At 61.3% G+C, this 17,137-nt stretch carries 14 protein-coding genes; 7 read left to right on the top strand and 7 right to left on the bottom strand.

The genetic code is table 11. The features are described 5' to 3' along the window. Nucleotides 1-19: 19 nt before the first annotated feature. The 4 genes from FYJ85_RS15540 to FYJ85_RS15525 all read right to left on the bottom strand — a co-directional run bounded on the left by FYJ85_RS15540 (nucleotide 20) and on the right by FYJ85_RS15525 (nucleotide 4,121). Nucleotides 20-751: a cell division cycle protein 123 family protein gene (locus FYJ85_RS15540; RefSeq protein ID WP_106051388.1), complete on the bottom strand. Its 732-nt coding sequence runs from the start codon at nucleotides 749-751 to the stop codon at nucleotides 20-22. Beyond that, complete coding sequence (locus FYJ85_RS15535; protein ID WP_106051389.1) at nucleotides 744-1,661, bottom strand: hypothetical protein; 918 nt, start codon at nucleotides 1,659-1,661, stop codon at nucleotides 744-746. The genes FYJ85_RS15540 and FYJ85_RS15535 overlap by 8 nt, the downstream gene beginning before the upstream one ends. Nucleotides 1,662-1,665: 4 nt before the next feature. Beyond that, nucleotides 1,666-2,259, bottom strand: coding sequence for a peptide deformylase (gene def / locus FYJ85_RS15530; RefSeq protein ID WP_106051391.1), 594 nt, complete (start codon nucleotides 2,257-2,259; stop codon nucleotides 1,666-1,668). Nucleotides 2,260-2,378: 119 nt separating this feature from the next. Further along, nucleotides 2,379-4,121, bottom strand: a complete 1,743-nt coding sequence (locus FYJ85_RS15525; protein WP_154419435.1) for a TolC family protein — start codon at nucleotides 4,119-4,121, stop codon at nucleotides 2,379-2,381. Nucleotides 4,122-4,374: 253 nt separating this feature from the next. Here FYJ85_RS15525 and FYJ85_RS15520 point away from each other — a divergent pair, with 253 nt between their 5' ends. The 3 genes from FYJ85_RS15520 to FYJ85_RS15510 all read left to right on the top strand — a co-directional run bounded on the left by FYJ85_RS15520 (nucleotide 4,375) and on the right by FYJ85_RS15510 (nucleotide 8,637). Continuing rightward, a complete protein-coding gene (locus FYJ85_RS15520; protein ID WP_106051394.1) occupies nucleotides 4,375-5,523 on the top strand; it encodes a DUF3142 domain-containing protein in 1,149 nt (382 codons plus the stop codon). Continuing rightward, entirely contained in the window at nucleotides 5,520-7,520 is a 2,001-nt protein-coding gene (locus FYJ85_RS15515) for a hypothetical protein (RefSeq protein WP_154419434.1), read from the top strand. Before FYJ85_RS15520 ends, FYJ85_RS15515 begins: the two co-directional genes overlap by 4 nt. A gap of 70 nt (nucleotides 7,521-7,590) precedes the next feature. Then, the gene (locus FYJ85_RS15510) at nucleotides 7,591-8,637 is read left to right on the top strand and encodes a 2-hydroxyacid dehydrogenase (protein WP_106051397.1); all 1,047 of its coding nucleotides are present in this window, start codon (nucleotides 7,591-7,593) and stop codon (nucleotides 8,635-8,637) included. Between the two features lie 60 nt (nucleotides 8,638-8,697). Here FYJ85_RS15510 and FYJ85_RS15505 read toward each other — a convergent pair whose 3' ends face one another. Next, the gene (locus FYJ85_RS15505) at nucleotides 8,698-9,237 is read right to left on the bottom strand and encodes a hypothetical protein (RefSeq protein WP_106051399.1); all 540 of its coding nucleotides are present in this window, start codon (nucleotides 9,235-9,237) and stop codon (nucleotides 8,698-8,700) included. A gap of 381 nt (nucleotides 9,238-9,618) precedes the next feature. Between FYJ85_RS15505 and FYJ85_RS15500 the strand changes: the two genes are divergently transcribed. From FYJ85_RS15500 to FYJ85_RS15490, 3 genes are all read left to right on the top strand, one after another. Beyond that, complete coding sequence (locus tag FYJ85_RS15500) at nucleotides 9,619-10,149, top strand: NADH-quinone oxidoreductase subunit NuoE family protein (protein WP_106051400.1); 531 nt, start codon at nucleotides 9,619-9,621, stop codon at nucleotides 10,147-10,149. A 194-nt stretch (nucleotides 10,150-10,343) separates the two neighbouring features. Beyond that, a complete protein-coding gene (locus FYJ85_RS15495) occupies nucleotides 10,344-12,188 on the top strand; it encodes an NADH-ubiquinone oxidoreductase-F iron-sulfur binding region domain-containing protein (protein WP_154419433.1) in 1,845 nt (614 codons plus the stop codon). A 29-nt stretch (nucleotides 12,189-12,217) separates the two neighbouring features. After that, a complete protein-coding gene (locus FYJ85_RS15490; protein ID WP_106051403.1) occupies nucleotides 12,218-13,957 on the top strand; it encodes an NADH-dependent [FeFe] hydrogenase, group A6 in 1,740 nt (579 codons plus the stop codon). A gap of 67 nt (nucleotides 13,958-14,024) precedes the next feature. Here FYJ85_RS15490 and FYJ85_RS15485 read toward each other — a convergent pair whose 3' ends face one another. After that, a complete protein-coding gene (locus FYJ85_RS15485; protein WP_106051405.1) occupies nucleotides 14,025-15,029 on the bottom strand; it encodes a DUF7544 domain-containing protein in 1,005 nt (334 codons plus the stop codon). A gap of 311 nt (nucleotides 15,030-15,340) precedes the next feature. On the opposite strand from FYJ85_RS15485, the gene FYJ85_RS15480 reads away from it, so the two are divergent. Next, a complete protein-coding gene (locus FYJ85_RS15480) occupies nucleotides 15,341-15,838 on the top strand; it encodes a DUF3592 domain-containing protein (protein WP_154419432.1) in 498 nt (165 codons plus the stop codon). Here FYJ85_RS15480 and FYJ85_RS15475 read toward each other — a convergent pair. Then, complete coding sequence (locus FYJ85_RS15475; RefSeq protein ID WP_106051408.1) at nucleotides 15,832-17,061, bottom strand: trehalase family glycosidase; 1,230 nt, start codon at nucleotides 17,059-17,061, stop codon at nucleotides 15,832-15,834. The two genes, FYJ85_RS15480 and FYJ85_RS15475, sit on opposite strands and share 7 nt — an antisense overlap. Nucleotides 17,062-17,137: the final 76 nt, after the last annotated feature.

Below are 17,137 nucleotides of genomic sequence, written 5' to 3'. Positions count from 1 at the left end.
GCCATGCAGCTCCCGCGTTTCAGAAAGAGACGTTGACGTCGCCGTAAATCCGCGTGGGCGGGTCCATCAGCACGATACCGGCCGGAACGCTCCAGTCGCGCTCCCAGCTCTGCAGCAGCAGCGGATCGGTCGGCTCACCCCACGGATTCAGGTCTATGATGAGAATTTTGCCGCTGCTGGTAAAATAGATATCCATCACCAGCGTCTTGAGCGGCAGGAGCCACGCGATGCGGTCAACAAAGTCGGCGGCCTGCTCCCAGAACGAGTTGCGGACCCCTTCGAGCCGCCGGAAGTGGCGGATCAGATGGTACTGGCTCATGGCGTTCAGTTTGCCGTCGCGGATGAAGAGGCGGAATTCGCGCGTCCGGTTCATGCGCCGGAACGGGCGCAGGCAGATGTATTCGGCTTTTCCCTCCGCCGCCGCCTGGCGGACCTTTCCGCTCAGCGCCAGATATTTCCAGGTGCTTTCGGGCGAAAACACCGCGCCGCGCTTCAGTTCGAAACGCTCGGTGTCCGTCGGCGCGCAGCAGTCGACGCACGCAAACGCGTTGCCGGGAATCGCGCCGAGCGGCTGGCGCAGGTCTTCCAGAATGGAGGCGACCGCCGCGCTTTTATCGTGCTCCCCAGTCTCCCCTGCCGCCAGCGCGGCGATCACGTCGGAGCGCATTTTGACGAACGAGGTCAGGAACGTGTGCCCGGCCAGAACCGGATACCAGTTCGGCATCCGCAGAAAATCATTCACATCACTCATCGAATCTCCTCCCTCCAGATTCCATTCCCGCCCGTTCGATCCGGCCGGCAGCCACCAGCCAATAAATCACCAGGCCGATCATATATACCGTGCCGTACCTCAGGAACGGCAGGTCGAATGCCGGAAAACAGCTGGCGAACAGCATCACCGGAAAGCCGGCGTAAATTCCGATCTTCCAAAATGTTCCGAGCGTCATGCTCCGCAGCTGGCGGCCACCGGTGAACCGGAACACCAGAGCAAACATCCCCGTGTAGAAAAACGGCAGGATAAAAGCGGTCAGAAAGTGAAAAAGCAGAAGCATCACCGCCATTACGGCACAGATATTGGTCATGACATAATGTTTCGTCCAGACGGCCGTCGTCTCCGGCATAAACGGAATTTTGCCGGGAACGTCCCGCAGTCCGGCCAGAAAACTCTTCAGCTCCGCAGTCGAACAATTGCGCCCCGACGGAAACAGACTGCCGATCGGAAACACGCTGCACTGCCAGGAATCCTCGCCCAGCGGCGTCAGGACGATCAGCTGTTTCGGCGTCCAGACCACCCCGACGGTGGTGAGAAGCAGCTCCTTCTCCGGTATCACGACTCCGTCCGGAGTCGACGGGAAATATGAGACCCACCTTCCGCCCGAAATCGCGTAGGTCCGCGCCTTGTCCGGCTGTATTTCCGGCTTCAGGCCGTATGCATTGAATTTCAGATTGCCGAACGCATCGAAAAATCCCGTGGCGAATCTGTTGATTTCCGGGCCGGTCCTCACCGCCTGCACCAGCGTGACCGCAAAGGCGCAGAATACCGACAGCAGGAACAAATGCAGAACCGTCCGTCCCCACGAATTCCGGCAGAGACGGGGAAAGATCTCCGTGCCGCGGCAGGTGCCCAGGAGCGCGTTGAAAAAACCGACCTGATCTTTCATCGTCTTATTTCACCTTGATCCGATGGAAATGATGCTTCTCCCCGTAACGCTGCAGCTGGCGAAGCTCGCGCTCGACCTTGCCGAGTTCGACCGGTTCGACGCGATCGACGAACAGCTTTCCGTCCAGATGGTCGAGCTCATGTTGAATGCAGCGCCCGAGCAGGCCGCCGCACTCGCACTCCACCGGCTTGCCGTCAAGGGTCATCGCCCGGAAAAAGACCCGGGACGGACGCTCCACCGGCGCCCATACGTCCGGCAGCGAAAGACACCCTTCGTCGCGGCACTCCGTTTCGGGCGAACTCGAAATGATCTCCGGATTCACCACCACCAGCGGCATCTCCGGCAGCAGCAGCTTCTCACCCGCGCTCGGAATATCGCTCATCGACTCCATCGGCAGATTCAGCACGACCATGCGGACCGATTCGCCGACCTGCGGCGCGGCAAGGCCGACTCCTTCGAACGCCTTCACAACCTCGATCATCTTTTCGGCCAGCAGCCGCAGCTCGGGCGTAATCACGCCGACCGGCCGGGCGACTTCCCGCAGGACCGGGTCGCCGAGTGTGTGAACCACATACCGCTTCTTATTTCTGAACAGCATCTTTTCTCCTGTATTTCAATATGTTACCACTAAAACAAGCTTCTGCTTTCCCTTTCGCGCCAAGAGACGCAAAAACCGTCGGAGTACTCCGACGGTCAGAAAGCGGTCCGGCAGGTTCCTTACTTTTCCGGCGCCTTGGTCGGGTCGGCCGGAATCGCCGGAGCCTTTGCGGGCGCGGCCGGTTCATCGACCACCACCGTTGTCGAACGGTTCGCCGGAGGAATCTGGCTCTGGCTCGCCGGAGCCTTCAGCCCGGAATCCATCGTCGTTCCCGCCGGATTGGCCGGGGGGATGAAGCTTTCGTCGGCCGGAGCCGGCACTGGCTGCGTCTCCGGCGAATCCGCCGAAACCGGCGTATTCTTCAGTTCGCCCGGAGCGGTGTTCTCGGGGTCGCCGTAGTAAGCGGCGGAATTGGCCGCCACCGCCGCATCGAGCTGCGCCTTCGCATTCTGGATGTTGATGTAGCTGCTGGCGAGGTTGGTTTCAGCCTCGACCAGGTCGCGCTGCGCCTCGTTCAGACGGGTCAGCTCGGTATTGCCGGCCTTGTACCCTTCGTCGACCAGGTCGCGCTGCTGCGCCGAAAGATCGCGGGTTTTCTCGAAGATGCGGGTCTGCTTGACGCTCTGCACATAGTTCGCATACGCGGTACGGACCTCGCTGACCACCTCGAGCCATTTGGCGGCGACGGAGAACTCGGCGACCGCGAGGTTCGCCTTGTATTCGCGGATCTTGTTCTCACGGATCAGCCCGTTGAAGATCGTCCAGTCGGCGGTCAGCCCGTAGCCGATCGACGGCGATTCGCTGTAAGTCCGCTTGGCCGGATTGTTGTAGGGTTCCCCGCTTTTGGCGGGCGGCTCGCTCTGCCAGCCGCTGCGGCGGTTCAGGCTCGTGCTGTAGCCGAAATTGAAATATGCGTTGACCGTCGGCGAATAGGCGCTCCAGGTCTGGTACATCTGGTATTTGGCGACTTCGAGCTGTTCGCGGTAGCCCTTCAGGTCCGGCCGGTTCGCCAGCGCCGTGTCGAGATAAACATCGACCGACGGCAGGTCGCTGAAGTTCGTCTTGAAGTCGGACGGAAACTTCAGCTCCTTCGGGAAAGTTCCTTCCGGGTAACCCATCAGGACCGCGAGCGCATAGATCGCCGTTTCGTACTGGTAGTCGGCGCTGATCAGGTTCGTCTCGGCCGAGTTCATCTGGATTTCGAAGTTCAGCACGTCGGAGAGCGGAACCGCACCGGCCTGATACTTGAGCTGCGTATCGCGCAGGCTCGACTTCTGGAAGTCGCGGTCCTCTTCGGCGATGCGCTTGTTTTCGATAGCCAGCAGAACCGTATTGTAGGCGTAGGCGACGGCGCGCATCATCGTGCGGGCTTCGTCCTCTTCGAGCATCTTCTGGTAGTCGAAGTTATGCCGGTAGATCAGGACGGAGAATTCACGCGCCAGACCGTCGAACACGAGCCAGTTCACGTTGATCGCCGTGCTCGTGGAAATGCCCTCCGTATAATTCGGCGTTCCGGTCGTATTGACGGTATTGCGGGTCCAGGTTTGCTTGTCGCCGAGCGAGAAGCTCGCGCTCACGGTCGGCGAATAGGCGCCCCAGGCCTGCAGGTAGCGCATCCGGGCCGCATTGACCGCGTGATAGGCCGCAATGTAGGTCGGATTGTTCCTGATGGCGATCCGCTGGGCATCGGCCAGCGTCAGGTCGGTGATGTCGTCCAGCAGGCGGTCCGCACCGTCCTGCTTCCGCTGGGTATAGGTATCCCCCATCGTCGCCGCCGGCGGCAGCGGGTATTCGTAACACCCGCCCGCGGCTGCCAGCAGAAGACCGAACGCGCCAACCTTGAATACGTTTCTCAGCTCCATAATTTTCCTTCACTCCCAAAAACTGTCAGGAATCTTGAAATGTTATTGATACAATAACTGCAAATACTTTTAGGTTATCCTAAGGAATATAACCGCAATTTTTCGATTTTCAAGTCCGTAATTGTTAAAATAACGCGCTTTCTTCCCCCGATATTGCACCGGAAACGAAAAAAAACGGAAAAAAAAACGAATCCGGCTTGTATTTTCCGCCGCATTCGGTAGATTACCCTCCGGAGGAGGAAGGGCCGTCGTCATGAAATTTATCCTGTTGCTGTTCATTCTGCCGGCCTGTCTGCCGGTGCCTGCGGCGGAGCGCGCCTTCTATCTCTGGCAGCGCAGCTGGACGCCGGAAACGGAACTGGCGGTCCGCGCATGCGACCGGCCGCTTTCGGCATTCGCGGCAGAGCTTTCCCGCGACAAAACCGAACGCTCCGCCGCACCGGCCGAGTTCTGGCGCCGTCCCGGCGTCACCGCCGTTTTCCGGCTTCGCCTCGACGCCTTCAGCACGGAGGGATTCCGGCGGCTTGCTGCCGAAATCGTCCGGAACGGCTGCCCCCGGGTCCAGCTCGACGCCGATATACCCGAGCGGCGGCTGGCGGAATATGCGGACCGCCTGAAGGAACTGCGGCAGGCGCTTCCCGCATCCGTCCGCGAATTCTCCATTACCGCCCTGCCCTGCCACCTGCCGCACGCCGCCTTCGCCGACGCGGCCCGGCAGGCCGACTATTACGTGCTTCAGCTGCACGGACTCGACGTGCCGCGGAACATCGAAGAACCGTATGCGCTGCTCGACCCGGCCGTTGCCCGAACCGCGATCGTCCGGGCCCGGAAGCTCGGGCGGCCGTTCCGCCTCGCGCTGCCGACCTACGCCTACCGGCTCTCGTTCGACCCCGGCACCGGAGCTTTCGCCGCCATCAGTGCGGAGGGCGGCGCTCCGCCGGAGGGACGCTGGAACAATCGTCTGGCCGCTCCGGACCCGGCGCTGCTCCGCGATCTCCTGCGGGAAAATCCAGATCTGCCAGTCATCTGGTTCCGGCTTCCGGTCCGCGGCGATCTGCTCAATTACGACCGGGAAACGATCGCACAACTCGAAACGGGAGTCATCCCGGTCGAGCGGCTCGATATCGAGCTGCGGCGGACCGCGCCGAACGCGGTCGAGCTCCGGGTCACGCCCCGCGCCCGGATTCAGCTTGAACCGCTCCGGCTTGAACTCTCCTGGCCGCGGCGGACCGGCGAATTCGACCTCGCTCCCGGCGTGAGGAACGAATCCGGCAACCGGGCGTTCGCCGTTCTGCCGGACCGGCTCTCGGTTCCGTTCGGCGGCTGCGGCACACAGGTGCGCGCCGCCACATTCTTCATCGACGAAACCAATCATCCTGTCATAAAGGAAATAAAACCATGAAAAATTTGCTTGCCGCACTGACCTTCGGTCTTTCCGCCGCCGCGGCTCTCGGCTGCGGGCCGTACTTCCCGGAATCCTATCTGGCGTTCGAAACGCCGCGAACCGGCGACTTCGATCTCGCCTGCCACATCAAGGCGCTGGCGGAGCATTTCCACCCCGACATGCCGATCGTTCCGAAGCCGGCGAAAAACGTATCCACCGCCGAGGGAACCCGGCTCGATTTCCTGGCCGCCGCAGCCGCGGCCGGCCTGCCGGAGCGGGAATGCCCGGTTGCGCTCGAACGTTATCTGGCGTTCTGCCGACAGCCTTCCCCGGAAGCGGTTCCGTCCGCCCTCCCCGCGAAGCTGCGCGAGTTTTATCTGTATGCGCTCGGAAGAAATGCCGTAATGACCGACCCGGACGACCGCTGCCCCGAAGCATGGCGGGAACTGCTATCCCTGCCGCCGGAGCTCCGGCATTACCGGACGACCTGGGTGCTCTATATGCTCGGCAATCTGCAGCTGAACCGGGCCCCGGAGGAGGCGTTCCGGTACTACACCCGGCTGCGCGAAGCCGCCCGCGAGGGATTCGCCGACACGATCGGTCTCGCCTGGCTGAGTTTGCGGACCAACGAAAAAACGCCGGGGCCGCAGGCGCTCCGTTATATGGTCGCCGCTGTGGCCGGCGGGCGCACCCCCGATCTGTGGGCGTTCCGCCGGATCGCCGGAAAGGCCGCGAAAGAGAATGCGAAAGAGGCGCTGGCTGATCCGGTCGTCCGCGAAGTTCTGCTGGCGACATCCGCCGATCCGCTCCCGCTGCTCGCCCGGCTGCAGCCGGAAACGAAGCCGCTCATGGCCGAGCGCCTCGCTGCGCGCTGTTACTTCGACAACCGTCTCGATGCCTGCCGGGCGCTGCTGGCGCTCTGTCCGGAAAACTCCCTGATCCGCCTCTATCTCGAAGCGCGCCTGGCACGGCGCGAAGGGGATATTCCGCTCGCGGCAGACAAGCTGTCGCGCTGGCTGAGAACTTACCGCGCGGCTGGAAAAACCGGCTTGACCTTCCATCCGGATGAAGCCAAGCGGCTGTACGCAGTCGACGCCTCCGCCGCCGGAAACAGCTTCCCGGAGGAGGTGAACGGCGTCCTCGGAACCATCCTCGTCGAGCAGCAGGACTTCCTTGAAGCGCTGCACGCCTTCCTGGCGGCGGGCAGCTGGAACGACGCGGCGATCGTCGCCGAACAACTGCTGCCGACCGATCGGCTGATCGAATACTGCCGGAACCATGCGTCCGACCCGGAGAATGCCCGGCAGGCACGGTTGCGTTACCTCCTCGCGCGGCGGCTGATGCGCGAGTACCGCGTGGAAGAGGCCGGCGCATTCTTTCCCGAAGCGATGAAGCCGCTTTATGAACTCTACCGCACAGCAAACCGCCGCGCCAACGATCCGTCGCTGGCGGAAGGCGAACGGGCGCTGGCGCTTTTCCAGCTCGGCCGGCTTCTCCGGCAGCGGGGCTTCGAGCTGCGCGGGACGGAACTCGAGCCGGATCAGTTCATCGTGGCGGGGGCGCATGAGGAGCTGCCGTCCCAGAACTGGCGCGATGGGCAGTTTCCGCTGAAAACCGTCGACTGGTACTTCTCGGACCTGCCGCGCGGCCCGGAACTCATCAACTGGAGCGCGCCGCTGCCGAATCTGAACCGGCTGGCCCGCCGTTTTCACTATCGCAGAATCGCTGCGGATTTTTTCGCGCGCGCCGGAGTGCTGGCCGACGACCCGGCGCTGCGCGCGGCGGCGTTCTGGTCCGCCGGGTACTGCCTGAAGGACCGCCATCCCGACGAAGCCAACGAATATTACCTGATGCTCTGCGACTCCGGCGACGCGCCGATGGCTGCCGAAGCCCGGCAGCTGAAGTGGTTTCCCGCCAATCCCGCACTGGAGCTTCTGGTATTCAAATCCCCGCTCGAAAAGGAGCCGGGGAAAGAGGAGATCGCCGAGGCGGCATCTGCAAAAAACGGCAAATGAATCCGTTTCAGGGTGGCATTCCCGTTCCCTGCCATGTATATTATCATACAGTAACGAGGAGGACGTTATCATGAAAAAGATCAGAGTTGCGTTTTTTGACACCAAGCCGTATGACCGCAAATCATTCGACGCGGCCAATGAGAAATTCGGTTTCGAGCTCACCTATTTCGAAGCGAGGCTGAATCCGGCCTCGGCCCGCATGGCCGCCGGCTACGACGTGGTCTGCGCCTTCGTAAACGACGATATCGGGGCGAAAACCATCAAGGTGCTCGCCGAAGAGAAGGTTCAGATGATCGCCATGCGCTGCGCCGGCTACAACAACGTCGACCTGGCGGCCGCCTACGGCAAGCTGGTCGTCGTCCGCGTGCCGGGCTACTCGCCCTATGCGGTCGCCGAGTATGCGCTGGCCATGTACATGACGCTGAACCGTTCGCTGCACCGGGCCTACAACCGGGTGCGTGAAAACAACTTTTCGATCAACGGGCTCATCGGCTCCGACCTGCGCGGCAAAACCGTCGGCATCATCGGGACCGGCAAGATCGGCATGGTCTTCGCGGAAGTCCTGCAGGGGTACGGCGTCCGGATTCTCGCTTACGACATGTATCCGAACAAGGCCATGGCGGAGAAGCTTCACATCGAATACGTTCCGCTCGACGTGCTGTACCGCGAATCCGACGTGATCTCGCTGCACTGCCCCCTGACCCGGGAAAACGTCCATATGATCAACGCCGAAGCGATCGGCGAAATGAAGCAGGGCGTATATATCATCAACACGAGCCGCGGCAAGCTCATCGACACTGCCGCACTGATCGAAGGGCTCAAGAGCGGCAAGGTCGGCGGCGCCTGCCTCGACGTCTACGAGGAGGAAGGCGACTACTTCTTCGAAGACCGTTCGGATGCGCCGATCATCGACGATGTGCTGGCGAGACTGCTGACCTTTCCGAACGTGCTCGTTACTTCGCACCAGGCGTTTTTCACGCGCGAAGCGGTATGGAACATTGCGAACGTCACGCTGGAGAACATCCGCGACTATTTCGAGAAGGACGAGCTGCCGAACGGCATCTGCGAGATGTGCGACGGCAGCAAGGGCTGCTCCTCGAAGCCCTGCGGAAAATAAGGGCGGGAACGAAGGCGGGGCGGAGGCCGGCCGGACAAACGGCCGCATCCGTCCCGTTTTTTATTCGGTATCCGTCTGACGGAACCGGCTTTGTTCCGAGTTCCGATTTGCGGCGGTTTCGCGTTCCCGGATCAGGCCGAAGATCTTCTGCATGAAGGGGTCCTCGTTCTCCAGATAGCTGCGGCAATCGGCGGGCACGGGATGAGATTGGCAGGCGAAATGCTCTTCCGCCGACATCGGAAGCTCGACTTCGATATCGAGGTGGAGCGTATCCGCCGCGCTTCTGCAGTTGGAGAGGTCGACCGCCGGTTCCACGGAGATGATCAGCTTGCTGTTCGGCAGCGCAAAATGGTACGGATCGATCCCCATGCCGAGCATCTTTGTCCCCGGGAAGCCGACAGCCGTCACATGTTCGCTGCCTTTCGCAATGGCGACCAGCGTCCCGGCGGCAGAGTACACATCGTGGGCGATCACGTAAACATGTTCGGCGGAAGCGTTTTCGCCGTTCTTCATCGTTATGGTGAACTCCTGCACATCGAATTCGCGGTCCGCGAGGAACGGGATGCGGCGGACATTCGGAAAAGAGTACCGGTCTATCAATACCCCGTTTTCTCCCTTTTGTCAAGCACCTTCTTTTCATAATTTCCGCAAACCCGTGACAATTGCGGCATCATCCCCAGGAGATCCGTCCGTTCTGCCGGTAAACTCCTTTGCGTCCGTTTGAAACTTCGCTTTCCACCGGAGCACAGGAAGGTGCGCCGGCGTTACGCCGGCCGGATGGTCTGATATATTTTTATCAATTGCAGCACACCAGCCGGGATGGTTTGATATATTTTTATCAATTGTGGTTGAATAAGTTGCAACAAAAATATATTTTGCAAAAAGATCTGTTTTTACCCTCCCGGACGCTTGAAAAAACGGAAACAAGGCGCTATTTGGTAAAGAAGCCCGAAATTTTCAAATTTCACAGGAGAACCAAGTATGAGCTGTAATTGCCAGGGCGCCTCCGGGACCGTCATCCGGACTCCCGAAGAGGCGGCGAAATTCGACGAACTCGAACGCTACATCGCTTCCCTTCAGGTGGACAGAATTCCGGATCGCCGCCGCGGTTCGCTGATCCAGATCCTGCACAGGGCGCAGAATCTGTTCGGCTACCTGCCCGAAGAGGTTCAGGGATTCGTCGCGGCCCGGCTCGGAATTTCCCGCGCGGAGGTTTACGGAGTCATCAGCTTCTACAGCTACTTCACCGACAAGCCGGTCGGACGCTATAAAATCAACGTCTGCACCGGAACCGCCTGTTTCGTCAAAGGAGCCCCGAAGGTGCTCGACGAACTGAAGCGCCGGTTGAACATCAAGGAAGGCGAAAGCACGCCGGACGGCCGCTTCTTCCTCGGCGCGCTCCGCTGCGTCGGCGCCTGCAGCCTCGCCCCGGTGGTCATGGTCAACGACAAGGTCTACGGCAACATGACCGCGGACAAGGTCGCCGACATCCTCAGGGAGTGCGGGGAATAACCGGTACCGACGAAACAGGAATATACTTTAATACCATCGAAACAGAAACAATGCCTTTCTCTTCAGAGAGCGGGGCCCCCCGAAAAGTGTCATCCGCCGCGCAAGCGCTGTGGATGACAGGCCCGACTTGTCCTCCGCAGCCTCGGCGAAGGAGGAAGGAAGGCCACTTTTCAGGGAACATGGGAGAGTCTGTCATGAAAGTTGAAAATGCCGCGCAGCTGGCGGAAATCGCCGCTGAACTCAAATCCCGGCCGCGCCCGCCGGTGAAACTGCTTGTCTCGCTCGGAACCTGCGGCATCGCCGCCGGAACCCAGCCCGTCTTGAAGGCGATCAGGGACGAAATCACCGAACGCCGCCTCGAAAATGCGATTGAAGTCAGCGAAGTCGGCTGCATGGGTCTCTGCTTCGCCGAGCCGGTCATCATGCTCGTCGACCGCGACAGCGGCAAGCGGCTGATCTACGGGGATGTGACGCCGCAGCAGGTTCCGGCCATCCTGTCGGCCGGAACCGGGGCGCCCGCGACGGGAACCCGCACGCTCGAACGCACCTGGTATTATCCGGAGACGGAAAGCGCCTCCCCGGACGAACTTCAGGCCCGCATCGTGCTGCGCAACACCGGCCGGATCAACCCCGAGAAAATCGAAGAGTACATTGCCGAGGGCGGCTATTCCGCACTCGCGACCGCGCTGACGAAGATGAAGCCGCAGGAGGTGATCGAAACCGTCATCGCCTCGGGCCTGCGCGGACGCGGCGGCGGCGGCTTCCCGACCGGCAGGAAGTGGCAGTTCGCCGCCAATCAGCCGGAGGGTGAAAAGTTCATCATCTGCAATGCCGACGAAGGCGATCCCGGCGCATTCATGGACCGCGCCGTCCTCGAAGGAGACCCGCATTCCGTGCTTGAAGCCATGGCGATCGGCGGCTATGCGATCGGCGCGTCGACCGGCGTCATCTACATCCGCGCCGAATATCCGCTGGCGGTCAAGCGGCTCGAAATCGCGATCGCCCAGGCGAAAGAGCTCGGCCTGCTCGGCGGAAACATCTTCGGCAGCGGCTTCGATTTCGGCATCGAGATCAAATTCGGCGCCGGCGCATTCGTCTGCGGAGAGGAGACCGCGCTGATCCACTCGATCGAGGGGATGCGCGGCGAACCGACTGTCAAGCCCCCCTTCCCCGCCGTGCAGGGACTCTGGAAGCGGCCGAGCGTGGTCAACAACGTCGAAACCTACGCGAACGTCTGCGCAATCATCCGCAGGGGAGCCGACTGGTTCCGCGCGATCGGCACCGAGGGTTCCCCGGGCACGAAGGTGTTCGCCCTGGCCGGCAAGGTCACGAACGTCGGGCTCGTCGAGGTTCCGATGGGCAGCACGCTGCGTCAGATCATCTTCGGCATCGGCGGCGGCATCAAGCACGGGCGGGCGTTTAAAGCGGTCCAGACCGGCGGTCCCTCCGGCGGCTGCATCACTCCGAAGCACCTCGACCTGCCGATCGACTACGAAGCCCTGAAGGGAATCGGCTCGATGATGGGCTCCGGAGGCATGATCGTCATGGACGAGGACGACTGCATGGTCAACATCGCGAAGTTCTTCCTCGAATTCACGCTCGACGAATCGTGCGGGAAATGCACTCCGTGCCGGATCGGCAACCGCCGTCTTTACGAGATGCTCGAGGAGATCACCGACGGCCGCGGCACGATGGATACGCTCGAAAAGCTCCGGACGCTTTCGGCCACGATCAAGGATACCGCTCTTTGCGGGCTCGGGCAGACTTCGCCGAATCCGGTGCTTTCCACCATGAACAATTTCGAGGAGGAGTATCTGGCGCATGTGAAGGAGGCCCGCTGTCCGGCCGGCGTCTGCGTCAGGCTGATCCGTTACGAAATCACCGATAAGTGCGTCGGCTGCGGGCTCTGTATCCGTCACTGCCCGGTGAACTGCATCTCCGGCGAGAGAAAGATGCGGCATGAAATCGATCAGTCGCGGTGCATCAAGTGCGGCGCCTGCTACGGCGTCTGCAAGTTCCACGCGGTGGAAAAGCATTGAGCAACAGACAGAGAGGAGCATTTCCGAATATGAAAGTCAATCTGAAGATCAACGATTCCCCGGTTTCCGTCGAAGCCGGGGCCACGATTCTGGAAGCGGCCGAGCTGCTCGACATCCGCATTCCGACCCTCTGCCATATGAAAATGGACTGCCTGAACTTCGAGCACCGCTCCGGCTCCTGCCGCGTCTGCGTGGTCGAAGTCAAGGGCCGCCCGAATCTCGCCCCGGCCTGCAGCACCCCGGTGACGGAAGGAATGGAGGTTCACACCAATACGCTGCGGGCGATCAACGCGCGCCGCACGATCCTCGATCTGCTGCTTTCGGATCACCCGAAGGACTGTTTGATCTGCCCGAAAAACCTCGACTGCCAGCTTCAGGCGCTGGCGCAGGAGCTCGGGCTGCACCACCTGCTCTACAAAGGCGAGCAGTCCACCTACAACCGCGACCTTTCGAGCAAGGCGATCGCCCGCGACCTCGACAAGTGCATCATGTGCCGCCGCTGCGAAACCGCCTGCAACGTCATCCAGACGGTCGGCGTCCTCTCCGGCGTCGGGCGCGGCTTCGAAGCCGTGGTTGCTCCGGCCGGCCTCAAGCCGCTGGTCGAAACCGAATGCGTTTTCTGCGGCCAGTGCGTACAGGCCTGCCCGGTCGGCGCCCTGACCGAGATGGACTACAAGTATCCGGTCTGGCGCATGCTGAACGACCCGGCCAAGACCGTGGTGGTCCAGACCGCCCCCGCGGTCCGCGTCGCAATCGGCGAGGAGTTCGGCATGGCGCCCGGCTCGGTCAGCACAGGAAAAATGGTCGCGGCGCTGCGCAAGCTCGGTTTCGACAAGGTGTTCGACACCGACTTCGCGGCCGACCTGACGATCATGGAGGAGACGACCGAGCTTATCGAGCGCGTCAAGAGCGGCGAAAATTTGCCGATCCTGACCAGCTGCTGTCCCGGCTGGGTCAAATTTCTCGAGCACCAGTTCCCGGACCTGATCTACATGCCGTCGACCGCGAAGTCGCCGCAGCAGATGTTCGGCGCAATCGCCAAAAGCTACTACGCTGAAAAGATCGGCGTCAGGCCCGAAGATCTGATCGTGGTTTCGGTCATGCCGTGTCTTGCGAAGAAGTACGAGGCGTCGCGCGAAGAATTCAGCCACAACGGCGTTCCCGATGTCGATATCGTGATTTCGACCCGGGAGCTTGCCGACATGATCCGCGAAGCCGGCATCCAGTTCAGCCAGCTGGAAGATCAGGAATACGACTCCCCGCTCGGCGAATCGACCGGCGCCGCCGTGATTTTCGGCGCGACCGGCGGCGTGCTTGAAGCGGCGCTGCGCACCGCGGCCGACTGGCTGGCCGGCCAGGATCTGCAGGAGATCGACTTCACCGCCGTGCGCGGCATCAGGGGAATCAAAGAGGCGACCGTCAATATCGCCGGAATCGAGCTGCATGTCGCAATCTGCTCCGGACTCGGCAACGCCCGCAAGCTGCTGAATAAGATTCAGCGGGGCGAAGCGGATTATCAGGCCATCGAAATCATGGCCTGTCCCGGCGGCTGTCTGAACGGCGGCGGGCAGCCCTACCACCACGGACACGGGCAGATCCTTTCCAAGCGGCTTGAAGCGCTCTATCGGGACGACAAGAACGCGCCGATCCGCAAATCGCACCAGAATCCGTCGATCCGGAAGCTGTATGCGGAGTTTCTCGGAGAGCCTGGCAGCCACTTCGCCCACAAACTCCTGCACACGCATTACATCGCCCGCAGCAAGAAGTAAATCGGAACACCGCCATATTGCGGGCCCCGGAGTCGGACGAAGTGCCGCCTCCGGGGCCTGCGGCGTATCAGGGCTGCCCGGCGGGAAGCGGATCGAGCTCCTCGAGCAGTTCCACGCCGGAGAGACGCAGAAAGGTCCAATAGGGCAGCAGGATGACGGCGCGGACATACGGAATCCCGAGCAGGAAACCCAGCAGGCAGCAGGTCAGAACGTAGCCGATCAGCAGGCAGATGCCGAATCCGAACAGAATGACGAGCATCATCAGCCAGAACAGAAGACAGATCCAGAAACGGCGCCGGAAGAGCGCATTCATGCGCCGCAGCCCTTCGGAAAAGCCGACCCGGTCCCGATACATGATCGGAACCAGGAGAAAATAGAAAAACCAGATGTAAATCCCCGCAACCAGCGAGATCAGAAACCAGGCTCCGCCGAGGAAGAGCAGGGAATAGACCCGGGACGCACCGAACGCCAGCCACTCCCGCGCGGCGCCGCACTCCTTCAGCCAGTCGAGTATCACGCTGCCTGCGAGGAAGAAGAAGAGAAGGTTGAACAGAAAGAGAGCAGCCGTCACCAGAAGCGACCCGGCAAAATAGGAGTTCCCGATTGACCGGAATTCATTCCACGGCTTTCTGATTTCAGTGCTGTCGCGCATCAGATCGTCAAGAAAGACGAATTCAAAGCGGCAGTAAAGCCAGTAGCAGACGACCAGAAGAATAACGATCAGAGGGGCGGCGATGCCGATGAACAGGCTCCAGCCCTGGACGGCTGCGGGCTCCCACTGCAGCTCCGTGCCGAGCCGCTGCAGGAACGAGCCGTCGGTCCCGTTCAGAACATTGTCGAGCGCCGCCAGCTTATCGGCGGGGGCATGGGACGCGGTGTCCGCCGCATCATGCGACAACGCATTCGAACCGATATTCAGAATCGTGGAAATGTCGCCGGATAGCGAGAGCATCCAGCAGCAGAAGCCGAGCATCAGCCAGCGTTCGATGGAAAACGGCCGGAACAGAATCTGCACCATGCGCGTCCAGGCGCGGGTCAGGACCCGGTCCAATGAAATGTGACGATCGGCCATACGGTTCCTCCTTTGTTCCCCAAAAAGCTGCCCCCCTTCCTCCTTCGCCGAGGCTGCGGAGGACAAGTCGGGCTTGTCATCCACAGCGCTTGCGCGGCGGATGATACTTTTCGGGGGCCCCGCTCTGCGGTGCTCCGTGCGGCTCCGCCGTACTCACACCTTGGAGAAAGGCATTGTTACTATTTCGATGGTATTAACATACCATCTCTTTTGCGATTATGACTGGTATAAAATAATATCCGGCGGAACGCGATGCAAGCCGGGACGGAAAAATATTTGCGTAAATCGCCCGGATATGCTATATTCAGAATATGAAACGAAAAAATGACCAGGCCGGGAATAATTTCAAGCTGATGACGGCGTCCGGCGTCATCCTCCTGCTGTTCTCGCTTTATTTCATCCGCGAAACCGTGCTGCTTCCCTGCCGCGAAGCGATCGCTTCACGCAGCTGGCTTCCGACACAGGCGGAAGTCGTCTCCGCCTCGCTGACCGCGCGCGGAACCGAACTGCGGATCGACTACCGCTACACGGTCGGCGGACGGCCGTACGGCTCGCACCGGTATGATTTCTTCGGCCGGACGCACGGCACGGCGGAGACGCTCCTGCCGCTCCTGCGCCGCTTTCCGGCCGGAAAGCGGATCACCTGCCATGCGGACCCGCGACGACCGTTCGAAGCGGTCATCGAACGCTCCGTTCCGGGACGATATTACGTCCGGCTGGCCGCAGGGCTGGCCGGGGCGGCGGCCGGACTGCTCCTGATCGTATGCGCGTTCCGCAGCAGGTTCCGGCGGCGACCGTCCGTTCAGTGACCGTTCAGATAGTCCGCGGCGTAAACGAAGGCGCCGGCGGTCCAGCCGAGCATCTGCGGCATTTTGTATTCGTCCTTCACGTCGACCGAACCGGTCACCACGTTGTACTTCTCCCACAGAGCGCCGGTCCGCTCGAAATTGCGCACCACCGTATCGACGTATTTCCGGGCGATGCGGCGGGCCGCATCGGTAAAGCCGTAGCGGTCGAGCCCTTCGATCGCCACAAAATGCAGCGGCGCCCAGCCGTTCGGGTAGTCCCACTGGTAGACGCGGCCGGAATCGTTCTTCTCGCAGGCGGCCAGGCCGTGCTCGCATTCGAGTTCATGCTCGACCGCATACAACGTCGACTCCGCCTGTTCCGGCGTCGCAATGCCGCACCAGAGCGGAAAGAGCGATGCGCACGAAAATACGTTCGAGTGCCGTTTCGTCACGAAGTTGTAGTCGAGAAACACGCCGCGCCGGTCGTTCCAGCAGTAGCAGTGGATCAGCTCCTTGCGGATCTCGGCGCTGTGCTTCCACTCGTCGGAGCGCTCGAGGTCTCCGAGATCGCGATAGAGCTCGCCGAGCTCATTGCGGCTTCGCACGAGCAGCGAATTCAGGTCGATCGCCGCGAAATCGGGGCAGCGGCGCTCGAAGCGCGGGTTGAAATCCCAGCCGGACTCCGCTTCGGCCATCGCTTCGCGCGCGGCCGCCCGCATCTCCTCCTCGGTCGCCTCGGCCGGATACCCGAGACGCGCGACGCAGCACGGGTAGAACGCCATCAGCTGCTCTTCGGTCGCGTCGGTGCCGTAATGAGTAAGTCCGCACCGGTCGCGGCGGCGATATTTCCAGAAATGCAGCTCAAGTTCAAGCGCACGCGCCGCACGGCGCAGCCATGCCCGGTCCTCCGGATACACCGATCCGGTCAGCTCCAGCATTGCACCGAAGACGGGCGGCTGGGAACGGTCAAGGTAATAAGTCCGGTTGCCGTTCGGAATGAAACCGAGCTCGTCGGCTTCGTAAATCAGATTTTCGCAGTTGTCCCGCACGAGCTCGGGGTGTCCCTGCAGCGCCAGGCCGCGGCTTGTGAAATAGGTGTCCCAATAGTAGAACTCCTGAAACGCGCCGTCGGCGCACGGCACGGTGTACGGGTGCGGCAGCCCGATCAGCGTCCCCTCCGAAACCGGATTGAAACGGGTCGTGTTCCCCCAGTTCGCGGCGATGTAATCCAATACTTTCTGCATAAATCCGGCGCTCCTCAAAAAAGTTGTCCCTGTCGTAATATATCAGGGTTGTCAGACAATGCAAGCCGGAAGCGCC

It is taken from the genome of Victivallis lenta, assembly GCF_009695545.1.
GTDB classification, from domain to species: domain Bacteria; phylum Verrucomicrobiota; class Lentisphaeria; order Victivallales; family Victivallaceae; genus Victivallis; species Victivallis lenta.
Note: the sequence above shows the minus strand (reverse complement) of the source record. Positions and strands in the feature narration are given on the sequence as shown.

Bases quoted from the DNA above. Each gene is read 5' to 3' on its own strand.
- FYJ85_RS15540 (WP_106051388.1), bottom strand. From the start codon at position 751: ATGAGTGATGTGAATGATTTTCTGCGGATGCCGAACTGGTATCCGGTT.
- FYJ85_RS15535 (WP_106051389.1), bottom strand. From the start codon at position 1,661: ATGAAAGATCAGGTCGGTTTTTTCAACGCGCTCCTGGGCACCTGCCGC.
- def (WP_106051391.1), bottom strand. From the start codon at position 2,259: ATGCTGTTCAGAAATAAGAAGCGGTATGTGGTTCACACACTCGGCGAC.
- FYJ85_RS15525 (WP_154419435.1), bottom strand. From the start codon at position 4,121: ATGGAGCTGAGAAACGTATTCAAGGTTGGCGCGTTCGGTCTTCTGCTG.
- FYJ85_RS15520 (WP_106051394.1), top strand. From the start codon at position 4,375: ATGAAATTTATCCTGTTGCTGTTCATTCTGCCGGCCTGTCTGCCGGTG.
- FYJ85_RS15515 (WP_154419434.1), top strand. From the start codon at position 5,520: ATGAAAAATTTGCTTGCCGCACTGACCTTCGGTCTTTCCGCCGCCGCG.
- FYJ85_RS15510 (WP_106051397.1), top strand. From the start codon at position 7,591: ATGAAAAAGATCAGAGTTGCGTTTTTTGACACCAAGCCGTATGACCGC.
- FYJ85_RS15500 (WP_106051400.1), top strand. From the start codon at position 9,619: ATGAGCTGTAATTGCCAGGGCGCCTCCGGGACCGTCATCCGGACTCCC.
- FYJ85_RS15495 (WP_154419433.1), top strand. From the start codon at position 10,344: ATGAAAGTTGAAAATGCCGCGCAGCTGGCGGAAATCGCCGCTGAACTC.
- FYJ85_RS15490 (WP_106051403.1), top strand. From the start codon at position 12,218: ATGAAAGTCAATCTGAAGATCAACGATTCCCCGGTTTCCGTCGAAGCC.
- FYJ85_RS15485 (WP_106051405.1), bottom strand. From the start codon at position 15,029: ATGGCCGATCGTCACATTTCATTGGACCGGGTCCTGACCCGCGCCTGG.
- FYJ85_RS15480 (WP_154419432.1), top strand. From the start codon at position 15,341: ATGAAACGAAAAAATGACCAGGCCGGGAATAATTTCAAGCTGATGACG.
- FYJ85_RS15475 (WP_106051408.1), bottom strand. From the start codon at position 17,061: ATGCAGAAAGTATTGGATTACATCGCCGCGAACTGGGGGAACACGACC.